Origin of the sequence: Pseudomonas sp. GD04091, from assembly GCF_029836165.1 — a bacterium.
GTDB lineage: Bacteria > Pseudomonadota > Gammaproteobacteria > Pseudomonadales > Pseudomonadaceae > Aquipseudomonas.
Genome location: NZ_JAOEBG010000005.1, coordinates 153,175 through 171,532, shown reverse-complemented (window position 1 = coordinate 171,532; position 18,358 = coordinate 153,175). Strand labels below are relative to the sequence as shown.

Annotated in this window: 16 protein-coding genes; all 16 read left to right on the top strand. The window is 67.6% G+C overall.

The window, feature by feature from the left end; genetic code table 11:
• Positions 1-311 precede the first annotated feature (311 nt).
• The 16 genes from N7422_RS08965 to N7422_RS08890 all read left to right on the top strand — a co-directional run bounded on the left by N7422_RS08965 (position 312) and on the right by N7422_RS08890 (position 18,324).
• Complete coding sequence (locus N7422_RS08965) at positions 312-1,661, top strand: UDP-glucose/GDP-mannose dehydrogenase family protein (RefSeq protein WP_279806220.1); 1,350 nt, start codon at positions 312-314, stop codon at positions 1,659-1,661.
• Positions 1,658-2,722, top strand: a complete 1,065-nt coding sequence (locus tag N7422_RS08960; protein ID WP_279806219.1) for an NAD-dependent epimerase — start codon at positions 1,658-1,660, stop codon at positions 2,720-2,722. The genes N7422_RS08965 and N7422_RS08960 overlap by 4 nt, the downstream gene beginning before the upstream one ends.
• Complete coding sequence (locus N7422_RS08955; protein ID WP_279806218.1) at positions 2,719-3,465, top strand: sugar transferase; 747 nt, start codon at positions 2,719-2,721, stop codon at positions 3,463-3,465. The genes N7422_RS08960 and N7422_RS08955 overlap by 4 nt, the downstream gene beginning before the upstream one ends.
• Before the next feature lies 1 nt (position 3,466).
• Positions 3,467-4,114 (top strand): CpsD/CapB family tyrosine-protein kinase, encoded by a 648-nt coding sequence (locus N7422_RS08950; RefSeq protein WP_279806217.1) that lies wholly within the window; start codon positions 3,467-3,469, stop codon positions 4,112-4,114.
• Between the two features lie 22 nt (positions 4,115-4,136).
• The gene (locus tag N7422_RS08945) at positions 4,137-5,156 is read left to right on the top strand and encodes a polysaccharide biosynthesis/export family protein (RefSeq protein WP_279806216.1); all 1,020 of its coding nucleotides are present in this window, start codon (positions 4,137-4,139) and stop codon (positions 5,154-5,156) included.
• Positions 5,157-5,170: 14 nt separating this feature from the next.
• Positions 5,171-6,745: a lipopolysaccharide biosynthesis protein gene (locus N7422_RS08940; RefSeq protein WP_279806215.1), complete on the top strand. Its 1,575-nt coding sequence runs from the start codon at positions 5,171-5,173 to the stop codon at positions 6,743-6,745.
• 74 nt (positions 6,746-6,819) lie between these two features.
• Positions 6,820-7,977, top strand: coding sequence for a glycosyltransferase family 4 protein (locus tag N7422_RS08935; RefSeq protein WP_279806303.1), 1,158 nt, complete (start codon positions 6,820-6,822; stop codon positions 7,975-7,977).
• Entirely contained in the window at positions 7,974-9,344 is a 1,371-nt protein-coding gene (locus tag N7422_RS08930; protein ID WP_279806214.1) for an O-antigen ligase family protein, read from the top strand. Before N7422_RS08935 ends, N7422_RS08930 begins: the two co-directional genes overlap by 4 nt.
• Positions 9,341-10,306, top strand: coding sequence for a glycosyltransferase (locus tag N7422_RS08925; protein ID WP_279806213.1), 966 nt, complete (start codon positions 9,341-9,343; stop codon positions 10,304-10,306). Before N7422_RS08930 ends, N7422_RS08925 begins: the two co-directional genes overlap by 4 nt.
• Positions 10,299-11,435, top strand: coding sequence for a glycosyltransferase (locus tag N7422_RS08920; protein ID WP_279806212.1), 1,137 nt, complete (start codon positions 10,299-10,301; stop codon positions 11,433-11,435). The genes N7422_RS08925 and N7422_RS08920 overlap by 8 nt, the downstream gene beginning before the upstream one ends.
• Before the next feature lie 9 nt (positions 11,436-11,444).
• Entirely contained in the window at positions 11,445-12,455 is a 1,011-nt protein-coding gene (locus N7422_RS08915; protein WP_279806211.1) for a polysaccharide deacetylase family protein, read from the top strand.
• The gene (locus tag N7422_RS08910) at positions 12,452-13,756 is read left to right on the top strand and encodes an oligosaccharide flippase family protein (protein WP_279806210.1); all 1,305 of its coding nucleotides are present in this window, start codon (positions 12,452-12,454) and stop codon (positions 13,754-13,756) included. The genes N7422_RS08915 and N7422_RS08910 overlap by 4 nt, the downstream gene beginning before the upstream one ends.
• On the top strand, positions 13,753-15,663 hold the full coding sequence (locus tag N7422_RS08905; RefSeq protein ID WP_279806209.1) for a hypothetical protein: 1,911 nt from the start codon (positions 13,753-13,755) through the stop codon (positions 15,661-15,663). The genes N7422_RS08910 and N7422_RS08905 overlap by 4 nt, the downstream gene beginning before the upstream one ends.
• Positions 15,664-15,697: 34 nt before the next feature.
• Complete coding sequence (locus tag N7422_RS08900; protein WP_279806208.1) at positions 15,698-16,387, top strand: N-acetyltransferase; 690 nt, start codon at positions 15,698-15,700, stop codon at positions 16,385-16,387.
• Positions 16,388-16,391: 4 nt separating this feature from the next.
• The gene (locus N7422_RS08895) at positions 16,392-17,558 is read left to right on the top strand and encodes a GNAT family N-acetyltransferase (RefSeq protein WP_279806207.1); all 1,167 of its coding nucleotides are present in this window, start codon (positions 16,392-16,394) and stop codon (positions 17,556-17,558) included.
• Positions 17,530-18,324 (top strand): ChbG/HpnK family deacetylase, encoded by a 795-nt coding sequence (locus tag N7422_RS08890; RefSeq protein WP_279806206.1) that lies wholly within the window; start codon positions 17,530-17,532, stop codon positions 18,322-18,324. Before N7422_RS08895 ends, N7422_RS08890 begins: the two co-directional genes overlap by 29 nt.
• The last annotated feature ends 34 nt before the right edge of the window (positions 18,325-18,358 follow it).

Sequence of the window (18,358 nt, the reverse complement as noted above, 5' to 3'; positions counted from 1 at the left end):
CAATTTTCCGACGATATTCCGACGCCGGAATCTGGCACCTGACGCAAGCTGCTGTTGATTATCCCTATCGTCTGCAGCCCGCTTATTTAGCCGCATTGAACCGTTCATCGGTTAGCCGAACGGCCAATTGCCACCAGCAATGTTCGCTAAGACACGGATTGGAAAAGGGTTGGTGGCAGATGGCCCGCTTCGCTGGGGTCTGTAAATTCGACGAAACATGCCATTGCTTTGACGCAAATCCGCACAGCTGAGCTATACCGAATTCACACCACTGTTTCATCTCCCTTACTCATCCATTCGAGGCACAGCGCATGGACGTGAGCGTTTTTGGCACCGGTTATGTCGGACTGGTACAGGCAGCAGCCTTGGCGGACGTTGGTCACCGGGTGCTGTGCGTGGATGTAGATACCCACAAGATCAATCAGTTACGCCAAGGCGTACCGCCGATCAGCGAACCCGGCCTGTCGGATCTGCTCGAAGACAACATCAAGGAAGGCCGCCTGTTGTTCAGTACCCAGGCCAGTGACGCGGTCAGCCATGCCGAGCTGATCTTCATCGCTGTCGGCACGCCACCCGATGAAGATGGCTCCGCGGACCTGACCCATGTGCTCAATGTCACCCGGCAGATCGCCGGGCTGATGGAAAGCGACCATACCCTGATCATCAAGTCCACCGTGCCGGTGGGCACCGCCGACCAGGTCATGGCCCTGGCCCGTGAGGAATTGCAGCGCCTGGGCAAAGGCCAACTGCGCGCACGGGTGGTGTCCAACCCGGAGTTCCTCAAGGAAGGCAGCGCCCTGGCCGACTGCATGCGCCCGGACCGGATCATCGTCGGCACCCTCGACCCTGTGGCACACGACCAGCTGGCCGAGCTGTACGCGCCGTTCTGCCGCAACCACGAAAAGCTGATGTTCATGGACAACCGCAGCGCCGAACTGACCAAGTACGCCGCCAATGCCATGCTCGCCACCCGCATCAGCTTCATGAACGAGCTGGCCAACCTCAGCGAGCACCTGGGCGCCGATATCGAGGCGGTGCGCCGGGGCATCGGCTCCGACCCGCGCATCGGTTACCACTTCATCTACCCCGGTTGCGGCTTTGGCGGCTCGTGCTTCCCCAAAGACATCAAGGCCCTGCTGCACACCGCCGAGCGCAGTGGCATGCCGCTGCGCCTGCTGCAGAGCGTCAGCGAGGTCAATGACCAGCAACGGCGCATCCTCTTCGCCAAGCTCAAGCAGCGCCTCGGTAGCCTCGCAGGCAAGTCCATCGCCCTCTGGGGCCTGGCCTTCAAGCCCAACACCGACGACATGCGCGAAGCCCCCAGCCGCTACCTGATGGAAGCGCTGTGGGCCGAAGGCGCCACGGTGCGCGCCTATGACCCCGAGGCCATGGATGAATGCCGGCGGCTGTACGGCTACCGTGACGACCTGCAACTGTGCGCCACCCGCGACGACACCGTGCAGGACGCCGACGCCCTGGTGATCTGCACCGAATGGAAGAACTTCCGCGTGGTCGACTTCTCGATGCTGGCCGGCAAGCTGCGCGCGCGGGTGATCGTCGACGGCCGCAATCTGTACAACCCCGAGCAGGTGGCTGCCCACGGCCTGCATTACAGCGGCATCGGCCTGCGCCAGATCGCCCCACAGGCGGACGCGCCATGAAGGTGCTGGTCACCGGCGCGGCCGGTTTCATCGGTGCCCACACCTGCCGCCAACTGCTGCTCGAAGGCCATCAGGTGGTAGGGCTGGACAACTTCAACGACTACTACGAGCCGTCGCTCAAGCACGCCCGCGTGCACTGGGTCCGGCAGACCGCCGCCGACTTCCCGCTGCACTGCCTGGACCTGGGCGACCGTGACGGCATGGCCCGGCTGTTCGCCAACGAGCGCCCGGAGGTGGTGGTGCACCTGGCGGCCCAGGCCGGGGTGCGCTATTCGCTGCAGAATCCGCAAGCCTACCTGGACAGCAACCTGGCCGGCTTTCTCAACATTCTCGAAGGCTGCCGTCGCCACCCGGTGCGCCACTTGCTGTACGCCTCGTCCAGTTCGGTCTATGGCGCCAACCAGCAGACACCCTATCGGGTGGAGGACGCAGTGGACCACCCACTGTCGCTGTACGCCGCCACCAAGAAGGCCAACGAGGCCATGGCCCACAGCTACAGCCACCTGTTCGACATCCCCTGCAGCGGCCTGCGTTTCTTCACCGTGTACGGCCCCTGGGGCCGCCCGGACATGTCGCCGATGCAGTTCGCCAGGGCCATCAGCGAAGGCCGGCCGATCCAGCTGTTCAACCATGGCCGCCACCAACGTGATTTCACCTACATCGACGACATCGTCGAAAGCCTGGTGCGGCTGATCCCCCTGCCGCCGACCGCCGACCCGCAGTGGGACGCCTTCGCGCCGGATGCCGCGACCAGCCACGCGCCCTGGCGGTTGTACAACATCGGCGGGCAGCGCCCGGTGGAGCTGCTCGACTACCTGGCCCTGCTGGAAAAGCACCTGCGCCGCAAAGCGGTGATCGAGCTGCTGCCACTGCAGCCAGGCGATGTGCTGGCCACCTGCGCCGATGCCAGCGCACTGGCCAGGGTCACCGGTTTCACCCCACAGATAGGCCTTGATGAAGGGCTCGGGCGCTTCGTCGCCTGGTTCAAGAGCTACTACTCGCCTGCCGCCAGCGAAGCGGCGCCCACGGGCGAGCAGTCGGATCAACGGAGGGCGGTATGACAGGACAACCAAAAAGCGCGCAACTGCAGGCGCTGTACCAGGACAAACGCATGGACCCGGCGCACCGGCAGCGCATCGATGCGGCCATCCACATGCAGGGCCGGGGCTGGCTCACCGGCCGCGCGGGAGGGCGGCCGTGGACCCTGTCACGGACCAATCGCGTACTCTCGTGCCTGGCCGCGCTGACCTTGCTGCTGCTGCTGTCGCCGGTGTTCCTGGTGCTGGCGCTGCTGATCAAACGTTCGAGCGCAGGCCCGGTGTTCTTCGTGCAGAAACGCACCGGCTACCGTGGCCGCGCCTTCGGCATGTTCAAGTTCCGCACCATGGTGGCCAACGCCGAAGCGCTCAAAGACTCGCTGCGCCACCTGAACAAGCACGGTGCCGACTCCATCGACTTCAAGATCGACCAGGACCCGCGCATCACCTCGATCGGAGGTTGGCTGCGGCGCAGCAGCCTGGACGAGCTGCCCAACCTGATCAATGTGGTGACCGGCGACATGCGCCTGGTCGGCCCGCGCCCCACCTCGTTCAACGCCTACCGCTACCACGACAGCCACCTTGCGCGACTGTCGATCTACCCCGGCATGACCGGCCTATGGCAGATCTCCGGACGCAGCAACATCGATTTCGACCAACGCGTAGAGCTCGACCTTAGCTACATCAACGAACAGAGCCTGATGCTGGACCTGAAGATCCTGCTCAAGACCCCGTTCAAAGTCTTCACTGGCCACGGAGCAAGCTGAGATGGACGGTTCAACATCAAGAAGCCTGACGATCGCAACCCCAAGCGAGACCAACCTGACCGCTACCGTGCTCGACCTCGACCAGCGCACCCTGCTGCTGACCGCGGCCAACACCGGCAGTGGCACCAGCACCAGTGCCCTGGCCTTCGCCAGCCAGCTGGCGCTGATGAGCGCGGGCAACGTGCTGCTCATCGACGCCAGCCTGACGCCCGGCGGCCTCAGCCAGCAGTTGGGCCTGACCAAGCTGCGTGGCTACAGTGACCTGTTGTTCGACCAGGACACCCCACCCCTGGCCCAGGACTGCATCGTGCGTTTGTCCGACCAGCCGTTCGACGTGCTGCCCGGCGGCACCTGGAAGCGCGGCCGCGACCGCCTCGATCCCGAGCAGTTGCGCGTGCTGCTGCGCCAGCTCAGCGCCCAGTACCGCTTCGTGGTGATCGACGGCGAAGCCATCTACGCCAGCGCCGACAGCCTGGTGATCGGTACCTTGGTCGACGGGGTGATCCTGGTGGTCACGGCCGAGGAGACCCGCTGGGAAGTTGCCCAGGCCGCCGCCCAGCGCCTGACCCAGGCCGGCGCGCGGCTGATCGGCAGCGTGTTCAACAAGCGCAAGTACTACATGCCCAAGTGGCTGTACGACAACCTCTGAGAGGCCGCCCAGGATGAACGCCATGAGATACCCATCGATTGCCCTGTGCGTGCTGGCCCTCGCCGGTTGCGCCAGCCAGGAAAGCCGCGAGATGCCGGTACAGATCCTCACCGCGCCGCCCGCCGACAGCCAGGCCACCGAGGTCGCCCGCCGCGAACAGGTGCTGCGTCCGCAGGACGTGCTGGAAGTGATCTTCCATGTCAGCAACCGCTCCGCCGGGGTCTACCGCATCCAGTCCGGCGACACCCTGGACCTTAACTTCATGGCCGCCAGCGGCCTGAACGGCAACCAGCTGGTGCAGCCCGACGGCACCATCACCCTGCCCAGCACCAACGCCGCGGTGCGTGTCGAAGGCATGACCACCGGCCAGGCGGAAAGCGCGATCCGCCAGGCCTACCAGGACAAGCGGGTGTTCAAGCCCAACCGCGACCAGGTCACCGTGCGCGTGCTCAGCCCGATGACCGACGAAGTCAACCTGAAGAACGCCCTGACGCACCCTGGCACCGGCATGAGCCGCGACATCACCGTGGGCAACGACGGCCGCGCCACCTTCCCGGAGATCGGCTCGGTGCCGCTGCAGGGCATGACCGTCAACCAGCTGCGTGACTACCTCAACGAACGCTACGCCAGCCTGCCCGGACGCATGAGCGTCGACGTGCTGCTCAAGTCCACCGCCGCCAACGAGATCTATGTGCTCGGCGAAGTCGGCCAGCCCGGCGCCTTCCAGATCCGCCGGCCGGTGTCGGTGCTCGAGGCGCTGACCCTGGCCCGCGGCCCGACCCTCAAGGCCAAGCTCGGCTCGGTGGTGATCATGCGCCGTGAAGGCAACACCGTGCACGCGGTCAACTACGACGTCGACCAGGCGCTCTCCGGCGGCAGCCAGAAGCTCGCCTACCTGCAGCCCGAAGACATGCTCTACGTGCCCAAGACCAAGCTGGCCAGCGCCGCCGAGCTGTCCCGGCAACTGGCCGACGTGGTGCTGTTCCAGGGCTTCGGCTTCAGCTTCAGCTACCGCGTCGACAACAAAGAAAGCGACGACTGACCGGGGGACGGACCATGACCACGCAACCGAAAGAAAACTACGTACATGAGTTCTTCCGCATCTTCTTCGCCAACCGCCAACTGGTGAAACGGGTGTTCCTGGTGTTCGCGGTGATCGCCGTGCTGCTGCCGCTGGTGCTCAAGCAGAGCTACGACATCACCGCCGAAGTCATCGTGCAGTCCAAGAAGCTCTCGCAGAGCGACACCACCTCGGCCCTCGGCCAGCAGGCCGACCAGTTCATCCCGCCGTCGCTGGCCGACATGGAGACCGAAAGCAACATCCTGCGCTCGCCTACCTTGATCCGCCAGACCCTCGGCGAGCTGCGCAAGGAGGGCCATTACCCCGACGAGCCCAGCCTGCTGCGCCGCACCGTGCTCGACCCGCTGCGCCATGGCGTGATCGAGCCGCTGCACCGGCTGTTCGGCAACAGCGTGGCCGATGAACGCGACACCCAGCTGGACGCCCTCACCGACCAGGCGGTCAAGGACCTCAAGGTCGAGACCCTGCCCGGCTCCAACGTGATCTCCATCACCTACAGCGCCGACGATCCGAAGCTGGGCACGTTGTTCGTCAGCCGGCTGCTGAACAACTTCCTCACCAACCGCCAGGACCTGCAATCCAACGAGCTGCCCGAGGCCTTCTATGAACAGAAGAAGCTGCACTACCAGGCTCGCCTCGGCGATCTGGAAAGCCAGCGCCTGGGCCTGCTGACCGCCATCGGCTCGTCGGATCCGAAGGAGGAGATCACCTTCCGCCTCAATGCCATCAACACCGAGGAACAGGCGCTCAACCTGCAACGTGATCGCCAGTTGCAGAACCAGAAGTGGCTGGACTACCTGCAGACCAGCCTGGCCGCGGCCAGCAAGGCGAGGATGGCCGACTACGCGTTCCCCTATACCTTCACCACCACGGTCGACAACGTGGCCTTCGAGGACCGCGAGATCAAGCAGCTCGGCGAGCAGCTGACCACCCAACTGGCCCGCTACAACGGCGACGCCACGGTGTTCCAGCCCAGCTCCGACCAGATGGTGCTGGCGCGCCAGCAGATCGCCCAGTTGCGCGCGCAATTCCTCAAGATCGTCGAGAACCGCATCCGTGAACGCCAGCAGGACCTGGCCGTGACCCAGCAGGTGATCGAGCAGAAGACCCAGCGCATCGCCGACTACAGCAACCGCATCCTCCAACTGCGCGAGACCCAGAGCAAGACCCGCCAGCTGGACACCGAGATCGATGCCCTGCACAAGGCCTTCTCCACCTATGCCCAGCGCTACGAGGAAAGCCGTGGCCAGGGCCTGCTCGACGGCAGCCAGTCCAACGCCCGGATCCTCAGCGCGCCCTACGAGCCGGCCTCGGCCAGCTTCCCGAAACCCGGCCTGATCATTCCGTTCGGGCTGATCACCGGCCTGCTGCTGGCGATCGCCGTCGTCTACGTCAAGGAGTTCTTCGACCATCGCTTCAAGCACCCGGCACAGATCAGCCACGAACTGGGCCTGCCGGTACTGCTGGTGATCAACGACCAGACCCCGGCGCTGCCCAACCCGCACAAGACCTGGTCGCTGCCACGCCTGTGGCACTGGGTGCGCAATTGAACGCGGCGCTGCACGCCGGCAGCCGGCCGATCCTGCACCTGCTCGGCAGTGGCGGGTTCTACGGCGCCGAGCGCATGCTCCTGGACCATTGCCAGGCCACGCCGGGCCGCCACCGGGTGCTGTTCCTCGATGCCCCGGCCGACCTGGTGGCGCGCTTTCGCGAAGCCGGCGTCGAGTGCGACACCTGCCAGGGGCTCGGCGCGGTGCTCAAGGAACTTGGCGCGCGGCGCGCGCAACGGCCACTGGTCAACAGCCACAACTTCAAGGGCCAGCTGTTCGGCTGGATCGGCGCCACCCTGTGGCGCCTGCCGATGGTCAGCACCCAGCACGGTTTCACCCCGCGCAGCCGCAAGCAACGCTTCTACACCTGGCTGAGCCTGCAATTGTGCCGCACGCCGACGGTGGACACCGTGGTGTGCGTGGCCGAGAGCATCGCCCGCATCCACCGTGACGCCGGCGTGCCCGAGGCCAAGCTGCGGGTGATTCCCAACGGCCTGCCCGAGGCCAGTCCAGCCGATGACGATCATGTCGGAGCGGCCTTGCGTCGCGATGGGCCGCAAAGCGGTCCCGAGGCCACCCACGCCAATGACTCAGGCACACCGGATTGCCATGCCCCGGCGGCCGCTTCGCGCCCGATCGCGACACAAGGCCGCTCCCACAGGGATTGCGATCACGACCAAAAAACCTGGCTCGCCGCCTATGTCGGCCGCCTGTCCAGCGAAAAAGGCCCCGACCTGTTCCTCGACACCTTGATCCCGGTGTGCCAGCGCCATCCCCAGGTCCACGCCGTGATGCTCGGCGAAGGCCCCGAGCGCGACACCCTGCAAGCCCGCATCGACGCCGCCGGCTTGACCGGGCGCATCACCCTGCCCGGCTTCCAGCGCGACATGCGCAGCTGGATGAGCCGCCTGGACGCCCTGGTGATCAGCTCGCGCACCGAAGGCACGCCGATGATCCTGCTCGAGGCCATGCAGGACGGTGTGCCAGTGGTCGCCTTCGGGGTCGGCGGCATTCCCGACGTCATCGAACATGGCCGCAACGGCCTGCTGGCCGCGCCGCTGGCCACTCGCGAACTGGCCGAGCACCTCGAGGCCCTGTTGCAGGACCCCGAACAAGCCGCCGAACTGGTCGCCGGGGCACGCCAGACGCAACGCGAACGCTACCACCTGCCGACCCTGGCACAACGCTGGGCCCTGGTGTACCGGGGCACGGCCGAGGAGGTTGTCGCATGATCATCCCCCTGTCGCTGGTGGGCCTGGTGGCCCTGCTGAGCCTGGGGCTGCTGGCCAGCCCCTACCCGTTCCTGGCCCCCGGCGGCGTGATCGGCCTGGCCGGCGTGCTGGTGCTGTACCGCAAGCCGGCCTGGGGCCTGCTGGCGATCGCCACCCTGGTACCGCTCGAAGGTCTGCTCAAGGATGGCCTGGTGTCCGGTGCCAAGTTGGTGGGCATCGGCCTGGTGCTGATCCTCAGCCTGCAACTGGCGGTACGCCAGCTGCCCGGCGAGCGCCTGCGCAGCAACCAGTGGCGCCTGCTGCTGCCGTTCATGGCGCTGTACCTGCTGAGCCTGTGGGCCAGCGACGACGTGGCCCTGTCGGCCAGCCACCTGCGCGAGCTGCTGGTGGGCCTGGTGGTGTTCGTCATCACCCTGCTGGTAGGCCGCGACCTCAACCTGCCGATGCTGGCGCGGCTGATCACGGTCAGCGTCTGCGTCACCTGCCTGTTCGCCATCTTCTCCACCAAGTACCAGGAGCAGGGCCGCGCCTCGGCCATGCTCGACCCCAACGCCTTCGCCCTGCTGATCACCATTGCCATGCCGCTGGGACTGTGGCTGGCGATCAAGGCCCGGCAGATCCCGGTCAAGCTGTTCTGGGCTGGCTGCTGCCTGTTGCTGCTGGTGGGCATGACCAAGACCGAATCGCGCTCGGGCCTGGTGGTGTTGCTGATCAGCCTGGGGATCGTGCTGTACAACTACCGCGAACAACTGACGCGCATCCGGCCACGGCACCTGGGTTTCGCCATGCTCGGCCTGGCCATCGTCCTGCCCCTGGGCGTGGCGCTGATGCCGGCGGGTTACGCCGAGCGCATCCAGTCGCTGGTGCTGCTCAAGTCCGGGGTCAATGCGCACCAGGACGAGTCGCTGGGTCGACGCGCCTCCTACCTGGTGGTGGGCAAGGAGATGATCAGCCACAGCCCGCTGCTCGGCACCGGCCCCGGGACCTTCCCCTTGCATTACGCCGACACCGGCTATTCCAAGGCCTTCGCGCCGGTCAACAGCAAGACCACCGACCTCTATCGCCGCGCCCACAACACCTACCTCGAGCTGTTCAGCGAGGTCGGCTTGCCGGCGGGCCTGCTGTTCGTCGGCATGATCGCCCTGGCCCTGCGCAACTTCTGGCAGGCACGCGCCGCCTGGCGCGCGGCCGGCGACCCCGACCAGGCCGACCTGATGACCCACCTGACCATGAGCATGCTGGCCATCGGGTTGTTCCTGATGTTCCTCAGCGCGCCGAGCCACAAGTACCTGTGGCTGATGCTCGCGCTGTCCAGCGTGCTGCTGGGGCAGGCCCGCGACCGCCAACAGCAGGAGATGACACGATGAGCCGGGTGAGCATCGTCATCCCGATGTTCAACGAGGCCCGCCATATCGGCCGCACCCTGGACGCCGCCCGGCGCGCCGCCAGCGCCGCGGGACTGGCCTGCGAACTGGTCGTGGTGGACAACGGTTCCAGCGACGACGGCCCACGGATCGCCCGCGAGCACGGCGCCCAGGTGCTGAGCCTGCCCGGCGTGGCCATCGGCGCGCTGCGCAATGCCGGCGTGCGCGCCAGCCAGGGCGAGTGGCTGGCGTTCCTCGACGCCGACATCGAGGTGCCAGAGCACTGGCTGGACCTGCTGCTGGACTTGCAGCGCCGGGGCGAAGGCGATGTCTTCGCCCTGGACTGCGACACCCCGCGCCATGCGCCCTGGTTCGCCCAGGCCTGGCAGCGCCGTACCCTGCGCACCGGGCAGACCGTGCAGGACAGCACCTGGTTGCCCACCCCCAACCTGCTGATGCGGCGCAGCTGGTTCGAGCAGGTCGGCGGCTTCGACGAACGCCTGCGCACCGGCGAGGACAAGGACTTCACCCTGCGCCTGCATGCGTGCGGCGCGCGCCTGCGGGTGCTGCGCCAGCCCGCCGTGCTGCACTGGGGCTATGAAGCCAATTGGCGCGAGTGGCTGGGCAAGGAGATGTGGCGCCAGGGCAGCCACCTGCAACTGCTGCGCAGCCACGGCGTCAGCCTGCGCCTGCTGCGCTTCCCGCTGCTCTCGGTGGGTGCCTGGGTGCTGGATGCCATGGCCCTGTCGGCGCTGCTCGACGGCTTTCCCCATGTGGCGCTGTACCTGCTGCTGTTCAGCGCCCTGCCCGCCCTGTTCCTGAGCCTGCGCCAGAGCCGCAGGCACCGTGACCTGCTGCTCACCTTGCAACTCTGGGGCCTGCACTGGCTGCGCCTGCACCTGGCGGGCGCCGCGTTCATCCTCAGCCTGTTCAACCGCACCGCAAGGAGGCCCGCCCGTGGCTGAGTTCATCTTCTGGCTTTGCCTGCTGCTGCCACTGTACGCCTGGGTCGGCTACCCGCTGCTGCTGAGCCTCGCCGCGCCGTTCTTCCCGCGCGGCAGGCCAGGGCCGCTCGCCGCGCAGCGGGTCAGCGTGGTGATCGCCGCGCACAACGAGGAACGGCATATCGAAGCCAAGCTCGCCAGCGTGCTCGGCCAGGACTACCAGGCCGCCGAGCTGCAGGTGGTGGTGGCCAGCGACGGCTCCAGCGACCGCACCGTCGCTCTGGCCCGCGCCCTGGATGACCCACGGGTACAGGTACTGGACCTGCCGCGCCTGGGCAAGGCCGGCGCGCTGAACAGCGCGGTGCAGGTGTGCACGGGCGAGCTGCTGGTGTTCACCGACGCCGACAACCAGTGGTCGGCCAACACCCTCGGCCTGCTCCTGGCGCCCTTTGCCGACGAGCAGGTCGGCGGCACCGCCGGGCACATGATCATCCCCGACCCGGGCAAGGGCCTGAGCATCGGCGACAGCCTGTATCGCCACTACGAGGCGTGGGTACGCAAGGTGGAGAATCGCACCGGCTGCATGGTCTCGGCCGACGGTGCCCTGCTCGCCCTGCGCCGGGCGCTGTACCAGCCGATCCCGAAACAGGTCAACGACGACTTTTTCATCAGCACCTGCGCGCCGGCCGCCGGCCTGCGCATCGTCTACGTCCCCGAAGCCGTGGTGCTGGACCAGGGTGTGGACGAGGCCGACAAGCAGTTCCGCCGCCGCCAGCGCGTCACCGTCGGCGGCCTGCTGAGCCTGGCCGCCCGCCGCGAGCTGCTGAATCCGGGGCGCCATGGCCTGTACGCCATCGCCCTGATCAGCCACAAGCTGATCCGCCGCCTGGCCCCGGTGCTGCTGCTGCCACTGCTGCTGGCCAACCTGTGGTTGGCCGCGGAACCTGGCTTCTATCGCCTGACCCTGGCCCTGCAACTGCTCGGCTACGCCGCCGCCATCGCCGGCCTGCTCGACGCCCGTCGGCGCCTGCCCCGACCGTTTCGCCTGGCCGCCTTCGTGCTGGTCACCCTCGCTGGCATGAGCGTGGGCCTGTGGCAGTTCCTGCGCGGGCACAGCTACAGCCAGTGGAACCCCGACCAGAACCGATGAGCGACGGACATGCCGATCAAGACCCCCATCAAGCAGGCCAGTGGCTGGTTCTATTTCAAGTCGCCGCGCGGGCGCTCCGAGCTTCGGGGCGCCGGGGTGATCCTCATGCTGCACCGGGTGCTGGCCGACGATGCCAGCGCCGCGCTGCCCCATCGCAATGAACTGTGCGTCGGCCCCCGGGCCTTCGAAGGGCTGCTGCGCTGGCTGCCCCGGCATTTCGACTGCGTCAGCCTCATGGACCTGCTCAAGAGCCATGAACAACCCCGCGGCGACGCCCGGCCCAAGGTGGCGCTGACTTTCGACGACGGCTGGCGCGACAACGCCGTCAACGCCTTCCCGCTGCTGCAGCGCCACCAGGTGCCGGCGAGCATCTTCCTGTCCACCGACTACATCGGCAGCCGCCAGCGGTTCTGGTGGGAGAGCGTCGGCGAGACCCTGTGGGGCAGCCACGGCGAAGATGCCCGGCGGCAGTTGATCGAGCGCCTGCGCAAGATCGGTCGCCCCCTGCCGGCGGCCTACTTCATGCACGACCACAGCAAGGCCCGCAGCCTGGTGCTGGCGCGCTACCTGCAGACCTTGAAGAGCCTCAGCCCCCAGGCCCTGCATGTGCTCACCGACGCCTGCCCGCCGGAGTCGCTGCCCCAGGCCATGGACTGGCAGCAGGTGCGCGCCCTCGAGGATTCCGGCCTGGTGCGCTTCGGCCCGCACGGCGCCAGCCATGCCCTGCTGCCTTATCTGGACGACCACCGCCTCGACGAGGAGCTGCAGCGCAGCCACGCGGCGCTCAACCAGGGCTGCCGCGATCCGCTGCCGGTCTATTGCTACCCCAACGGCGATCACGATGACCGCGTGCGCGCCCGGGTGGCCGCGCACCGCTACCCCTATGCCCTGAGCACCCGCCCGGGGATCTGCCAGGGCCACGATGATCCGCTGGCGTTGCCGCGCATCGGCGTCAGCCAGCGCAATGCCAGCCGTCCTTCGCTGCTGGCCTGGCGCATCAGCCGTGGAGAGCGCGGATGAACCGCAACAGCTACCTGCGCCACCTGGCGCTGAGCATGGGCACCAAGCTTGCGATGATCGCCCTGCGCCTGCTGCGCAACGTGCTGCTGGCGCGCATCCTCGGGCCCAGCGAGCGCGGCCTGTTCGCCCTGCTCAGCACCCTGCCCGACCTGATCAGCGCCGCCACCAGCGGTGGCCTGAACAGCGCGGTCGGCTACCAGGCGGCCAAGCAGCGCGACATGGGCCTGTTGCTGACCCAGGTGCTGGTCTACGGCTGCCTGCTGGCCGGGCTGCTGACCCTGCTCTGCGTGTTCCTGGTGCGCGAATTCGGCGCCGACCTGGAAGTCACCGTGCAGCTTGGCCTGCTGGCCTGGCTGTTGCTGCTGGCAGTGCCGATGACCGTGCTCAAGAGCGGCCTGCTGACCCTGCACAACGCCAGCGGCGGCGTCGGAGCCTTCAATGCGCTGCGCCTGGCCGAGTCGCTGGCCCCGTTGCTGCTGTTCCTCGGGTTGTACTGGATGTGGCGCGACGCGGCCCTGGAAGCGGCGCTGATCAGCTGGCTGTGCGGCATCGCCCTGGTCCTGGTGCTGGGCCTGTGGTGGCTGCGCCGCCAGCACCCGCTGGCACTGCGCTGGGATCGGGGCGGCCAGCGCGAGCTGCTGAGCTACAGCGCCAAGAGCCACCCCGACCTGCTGTTCCAGCAACTGATCCTGCGCTCGGACTACCTGTTCATCGGCGCCATGCTCGGCAGTACCGCCCTGGGTCACTACGCCATGGCCAGCGCCGCCGCCGAGCTGCTGCTGATCGTACCCGAGGCGGTGACCACGCCGCTGATGAAACGCCTGCTGCAGCAGGATGCCGGCATGGAGAAGATCACCCCCCTGGCCCTGCGCCTGACCGCCACGGTGATGCTCGGCGCCTGCCTGGGCATGGCGCTGATCGGCCAGTGGCTGATCGTCACCCTGTTCGGCGCCGAGTACGCGCCGGCCTACCCGGCGCTGCTGGCCTTGCTGCCGGGCCTGCTGGGGCTGTGCTACGCGAGCATCCTGCGCCTGGACCTGCTGGGCAAGAACCGGCCCGGCACGGTCTCGCTGCTGATGGGCGTGGGCGCGGCGCTCAACCTGGTGCTGAATATCCTGCTCATCCCCACCTGGGGCATCGTCGGCGCCGCGGCGGCCTCGTCCATCGCCTACCTGGCGGTGACCGTGGCCATGCTGGTGCTGTACTGCCGCCTCAGCGGCGTGCCGCTGGGCCAGACCCTGATCATCCTGCCCGCCGACCTGGCCCCGCTGCGGCAGATGCTGCAACGGAGGCCGGCATGAGACGCCTGCTGCTGGTCGGTGCGCTGGTGGCGCAGACGGCGCAGGCCGCCCCCGTGCAATGGGGCGACCTGCGCGATGGCAGCCTGTACCTGCTGCCGACCCGCGCCGATGAACTGCGTATCCAGTGGCGACCCGCATGGCAGGCCGATGCCAACGAGGAGCGCCTGTTCCTGCTGGACGGCCAGGGACGCCTGGCCGGCGAACGCCTGATCAAGGCCGAGCAGGTGCGCGGCGAACAACGCTGGCCGTTGCCGACCGGCAACGGCGCCTATCGCCTGGAAGTGCCCGGCTACAGCTTCCGCGACTACCGTATCCAGCACCAGGGCAGTACCCGGGCGCTGTTCGCCCCGGCCAAGGTGCACTTCGCCGCCGAGGTGGGGCCAGGCGTCACCCTGTATTTCCGAGTCAAGGCCGGTGAGCAGGCGGTGCTGGCCGGCAAGTACCATGGCGGCGTCCACGGTTTGTTCGCCGAGCGCCTCGGCGACGGGCGCCGGGTCCAGCTGGCGCTCAAGCCCTACCGCGCCTACTGGCGTTTCGACCAGCAGGCGTTGCCCACCAGCAACCGCGACCAGACCTGGCGCCTGGGCCTGCAAGGCAGCGGCAAGGCCGCGTTCTGGCTCGATGGCACTGCCAACCTGTTCGCCCAGCGTGCCGAGGACCTTGGCGAACTGCCGCAGGCCGATGGCCAGGTGCGCCTGGCCCTGGGCAGCAAGGTGCTGGGGCCCACGCCACGGCTGGGCGTGGCCTTGCCCTACGTGCTGCCGCCCGCCAGCAGCTTCGCCGCGCTGGATGCCCTGCGCCCCCAGGCCGCCGGGTTCTACAGCTTCGTCGACGTGCTGCAGCGTCAACCCGATTTCGAGAACGCCTGGCGCAAGCTCTACCAGGAACGCTTCGGCATCCGCCAGGACATCACCCTGCTGGCCGGCAGCGCGCGGGTCGCCGACCTGCGCAGCGACCGCACCAGCACCGACGCGCTCGATGCCTGGCTGCAGGCCACCAAGGCCCTCGGCGGCAAGGGTATCCACTACCTGGCCTTCGCCGACGAGCCCAACCTCAACTACCGCGATTACCCGAGCTATCGCGACTTCTTCCAGGCCATGGCCAAACGTGTGCGCGAGTACCCGGGGGCCCACGAGGCCGGCGTGCGCATCGCCATGCCGGCGTCTTCGCGCTTCGTCGGTGGCCCATTCGCCGACAACAGCCAGCAGCGCCGTGGCATCGACTGGGCCCGGCGCCTGCTCGCCGAGCACGGCGAACAGATCGACGCTTTGGCCTGGCACGAATGGATGGTCCGCGACCTGCTGGCCACCCGCAGCTACCGCGACAGCGTGCGCCAGGCCGCGAACCTGGTGGGCCTCGACGCCAACGGCCGGCCACGCAAGGCGCTGCTGCTGGACCAGACCAACCTCTCCAGTGGCTCGAGCCTCAGCCCCTACGACCAGAACACCCACTACGCCGGCCTGTGGTGGACCTCGGTGGTGATCAACGCCGCCAGCGACGGCTTGCTCGACATGCTCAACTGGTTCCATGTCGCCGATGAGCCCGAATGGCCCAAGGGCATGCTGCGCGACGCCGGTAACCAGCACTACGTGCTCAAGCCCGTGGGCCTGGCCCAGCAGTTCATCCAGCGCCACTGGCTGGACCAGGTGCTGGCCCTGGACAACGACGCGTTCGAGGTCGATGCCCTGGCCATGGCCCGCCAGCATCAGCGCAGCCTGCTGGGGGTGAACAAGGCCGAGCGCCAGCAGCAGGTGGCGCTGACCCTGGCCGACTGCCCCGCCGGCCAACTCGAGCTGTTCGGCCCCGACAACCAGAGCCGCCGCGCCAGCTTCAGCTGCCGCGACGGTCAGATCCGCTTTCAACTGCCGGGGCAGACCGTGTTCGCCCTGACCTGGAGCGCGTCATGAGACGCACCTCGACCTGCCATTCCCAGGAGGCACCATGACTGCATTGGCCAAGATCCAGGACCGCATCAAGCGCAAGGGACTGCGCGAAACCCTCGGTAGCGCCTTCAGGCACTATGTCTTCTACCATTGGGAGCTGTTGTGGATGGAGCGCGACCTGGTGAGCCCGGTCCCGCCCCACCGCTTGAAGCCCTATGGCCCGTTGCGCATCGAGACCATCACCGCGCATAACGTAAAGGCCTTCGCCCGCCACTTCGGCGACCGGGTGGAAACCATGCGCGAGCTGGCCGCCGAGGGCCACACCGGGCTGATGTTCCTCGACGACGACAACGATGCCGTGGCGTTCATCTGGGGCAGCAACCGCCACTATCACGACCGTCACTACTATGGCTGCTGGTTCCCGGTGGGGCCTGGCGAATTCTTCGAGTTCGGCGGCGAGCTGATCCGCCGCTATTGGGGCACGGAACTGTCGGTGGACCTGCAACTGGCGCTGTGGAAAGCCATGGCCGCCAAAGGCTGCACCAAGGTGGTGGACGTGTGCGAGCAGCACAACATCCCCGCGCTCAAGCTGCACCTGCGCATGGGCTACCAGGAGCAACGACGGATCATGAACGTGTATTGCCTGTTCGGTCGCTGGAAGTTCTTCCGCGAAAGCCGCTACACCGAATCGCGCCTGGAGCCGCTGCGCAAGCCCGAGGCCGCCACCTCCACGACCACGGCGACCTGAACCCATGGCCTTGCAGCTGAAATGGTGCGCCTCGCTGCGCGCCCACGACTTCCCCGCCGCCGAGTACGAGGCGCTGCGCAAGCGCCTGCCCGGCAGTACGCCGTTCAACCACCTCGGCTGGCTGTGCGCCGCCGAGGCCGCCCTGCTGCCGGGCCAGCAGTTGCAGGTACTGCTGGGCTACCAGGACGAACGCCTGTGCCTGTGCCTGCCTCTGTTGCGCGTTCGCGAACCCTTCGGTCCGCTGTTCGCCCCGGTGGTGCGCCACCTGGGTTACCCGCTGAGCGACCGCATCGCGTTGCTCATCGACCTGCCGACGCTGTACGCCGACCAGGTGCTGCAGGCCATCCGCAAGCATCTGCCCCATGCGCTGCTGCAACTGAGCGAAGTGCCAGGCAGCGTCGAGACCGAGGGTTGGCTACGCCAGTGGGCCAGCGCCAGCTCCACCTGGCAGCAGCGCCTGACCTGCCGCGTGCCGGTACACCGCATCAACGAAGGCGACCGCCAGGAAGTCAGCGGCGACCCGCGCTACAAACTGCGCCGCGCGCGCAAGCGCATCGACGCCTGCGGCGCCCGGGTGCGCCGGATCATGGCCACGCCCCAGAACATGGACGAACTGCTCGATGCGATCAGTGCTGTGGAAGCCGTCAGCTGGAAAGGCGATGACGAGGTCGGCATCTTCTCTGGCGCGCAGCGTCGGCAGTGGATGTACCAGGCCTTCACCGCGCTGGCCGCCGAAGGCTTGGTGTGCCTGGTGCTGCTCGAGCTCGACGGACGCTGCATCAGCTACCGCCTGGGTCTGCTCGAACGGGGCCGGGTGTACGACTACAACCTCGCCTTCGTGCCCGAGTACCGCGACCTGGGCAGCGGTCGCGTGCTGCTCGAAGAGTGGATTCACTGGGGCCTGGACGAGGACTGGCAGTGGGTCGACGCCTCGCGGGTCAGCCTGGACAACTCCAGCCACCAGCTACACGAACGCATGACCGGCCAGATCGAGCAATGGCGCCTGAGCAGCTACAGCTGGCGCCCCGACGGTGTCCTGCTGGGCCTGGCGCTGCGCTGCTGGCAATGGCTCAAGCCACGCCTGCGCAAAACCACCAACGCACCGGGCACCGTCGCCCCCAACCCGCCACAGGAGCATCCGGATGCCCTCCCAGGTCATAGTCAACGCTGACGACTTCGGCCTCAGCGCCCACACCAACGCGGTCATCCTCCACGCCTTTCAGGCCGGGCTGATCAGTTCGGCCACCGCGATGGCCAACATGCCGGCCTTCGCCGCCGCCTGCGTGCTGGCCCGGCAGTCAGCGCTCAAGGGGCGGATCGGGCTGCACTTCAACCTGACCTACGGCCGCCCGCTGAGCCAGGCGATCCTTGCCGAGCCGCGCTTCTGCGCACCGCACGGCGAATTCGATCTGCGTCTGAAGCAACGCACCCTGCACCTGTCCCGCCGTGAGCGGGCGGCCGTGGAGGAGGAGCTCGAAGCACAGTGGAAGCACTGCCTCGATCACGGCCTGATGCCCAGCCACCTGGACTCGCACCAGCACGTGCACAACATCTGGCCGGTCGGCGCGATCGTCGCCCGTTTCGCCCGCGAGCAGGGAGTGCCGGTACGTCTTGCGCGTAACGTCGGGCGCAACATCGGGCCGCTCAAGCGCGTGTTCAAGACGCTGCTCAACCGGCGCCTGCGCCAGCTCGCCGGGAGCACCGCTGATTTTGTCTGCACCCCGGCCGACCTCAAGGCCGGGCTGGCGCCCGAGCATGGTGTGCTGGAGGTGGTCGCCCACCCCTGCGCGCTGGGTGGGCACGATTTCGGCGACGCCTACCTGGCCAGCGGAGAATCGCTGCTGGCGTTGGTCGAGCAGCGCCTTGGCCAGGTGCCTCGGGTCGGTTACGCGAGCCTGGGACAGGCTGGCACGCCGCTGGCCGCGCTGCGTCCCTGAGGCGCCACGCATCCATCCCGTACCCGCGAACGCG

Bases quoted from the DNA above. Each gene is read 5' to 3' on its own strand.
- N7422_RS08965 (WP_279806220.1), top strand. From the start codon at position 312: ATGGACGTGAGCGTTTTTGGCACCGGTTATGTCGGACTGGTACAGGCA.
- N7422_RS08960 (WP_279806219.1), top strand. From the start codon at position 1,658: ATGAAGGTGCTGGTCACCGGCGCGGCCGGTTTCATCGGTGCCCACACC.
- N7422_RS08955 (WP_279806218.1), top strand. From the start codon at position 2,719: ATGACAGGACAACCAAAAAGCGCGCAACTGCAGGCGCTGTACCAGGAC.
- N7422_RS08950 (WP_279806217.1), top strand. From the start codon at position 3,467: ATGGACGGTTCAACATCAAGAAGCCTGACGATCGCAACCCCAAGCGAG.
- N7422_RS08945 (WP_279806216.1), top strand. From the start codon at position 4,137: ATGAGATACCCATCGATTGCCCTGTGCGTGCTGGCCCTCGCCGGTTGC.
- N7422_RS08940 (WP_279806215.1), top strand. From the start codon at position 5,171: ATGACCACGCAACCGAAAGAAAACTACGTACATGAGTTCTTCCGCATC.
- N7422_RS08935 (WP_279806303.1), top strand. From the start codon at position 6,820: ATGCTCCTGGACCATTGCCAGGCCACGCCGGGCCGCCACCGGGTGCTG.
- N7422_RS08930 (WP_279806214.1), top strand. From the start codon at position 7,974: ATGATCATCCCCCTGTCGCTGGTGGGCCTGGTGGCCCTGCTGAGCCTG.
- N7422_RS08925 (WP_279806213.1), top strand. From the start codon at position 9,341: ATGAGCCGGGTGAGCATCGTCATCCCGATGTTCAACGAGGCCCGCCAT.
- N7422_RS08915 (WP_279806211.1), top strand. From the start codon at position 11,445: ATGCCGATCAAGACCCCCATCAAGCAGGCCAGTGGCTGGTTCTATTTC.
- N7422_RS08910 (WP_279806210.1), top strand. From the start codon at position 12,452: ATGAACCGCAACAGCTACCTGCGCCACCTGGCGCTGAGCATGGGCACC.
- N7422_RS08905 (WP_279806209.1), top strand. From the start codon at position 13,753: ATGAGACGCCTGCTGCTGGTCGGTGCGCTGGTGGCGCAGACGGCGCAG.
- N7422_RS08900 (WP_279806208.1), top strand. From the start codon at position 15,698: ATGACTGCATTGGCCAAGATCCAGGACCGCATCAAGCGCAAGGGACTG.
- N7422_RS08895 (WP_279806207.1), top strand. From the start codon at position 16,392: ATGGCCTTGCAGCTGAAATGGTGCGCCTCGCTGCGCGCCCACGACTTC.
- N7422_RS08890 (WP_279806206.1), top strand. From the start codon at position 17,530: ATGCCCTCCCAGGTCATAGTCAACGCTGACGACTTCGGCCTCAGCGCC.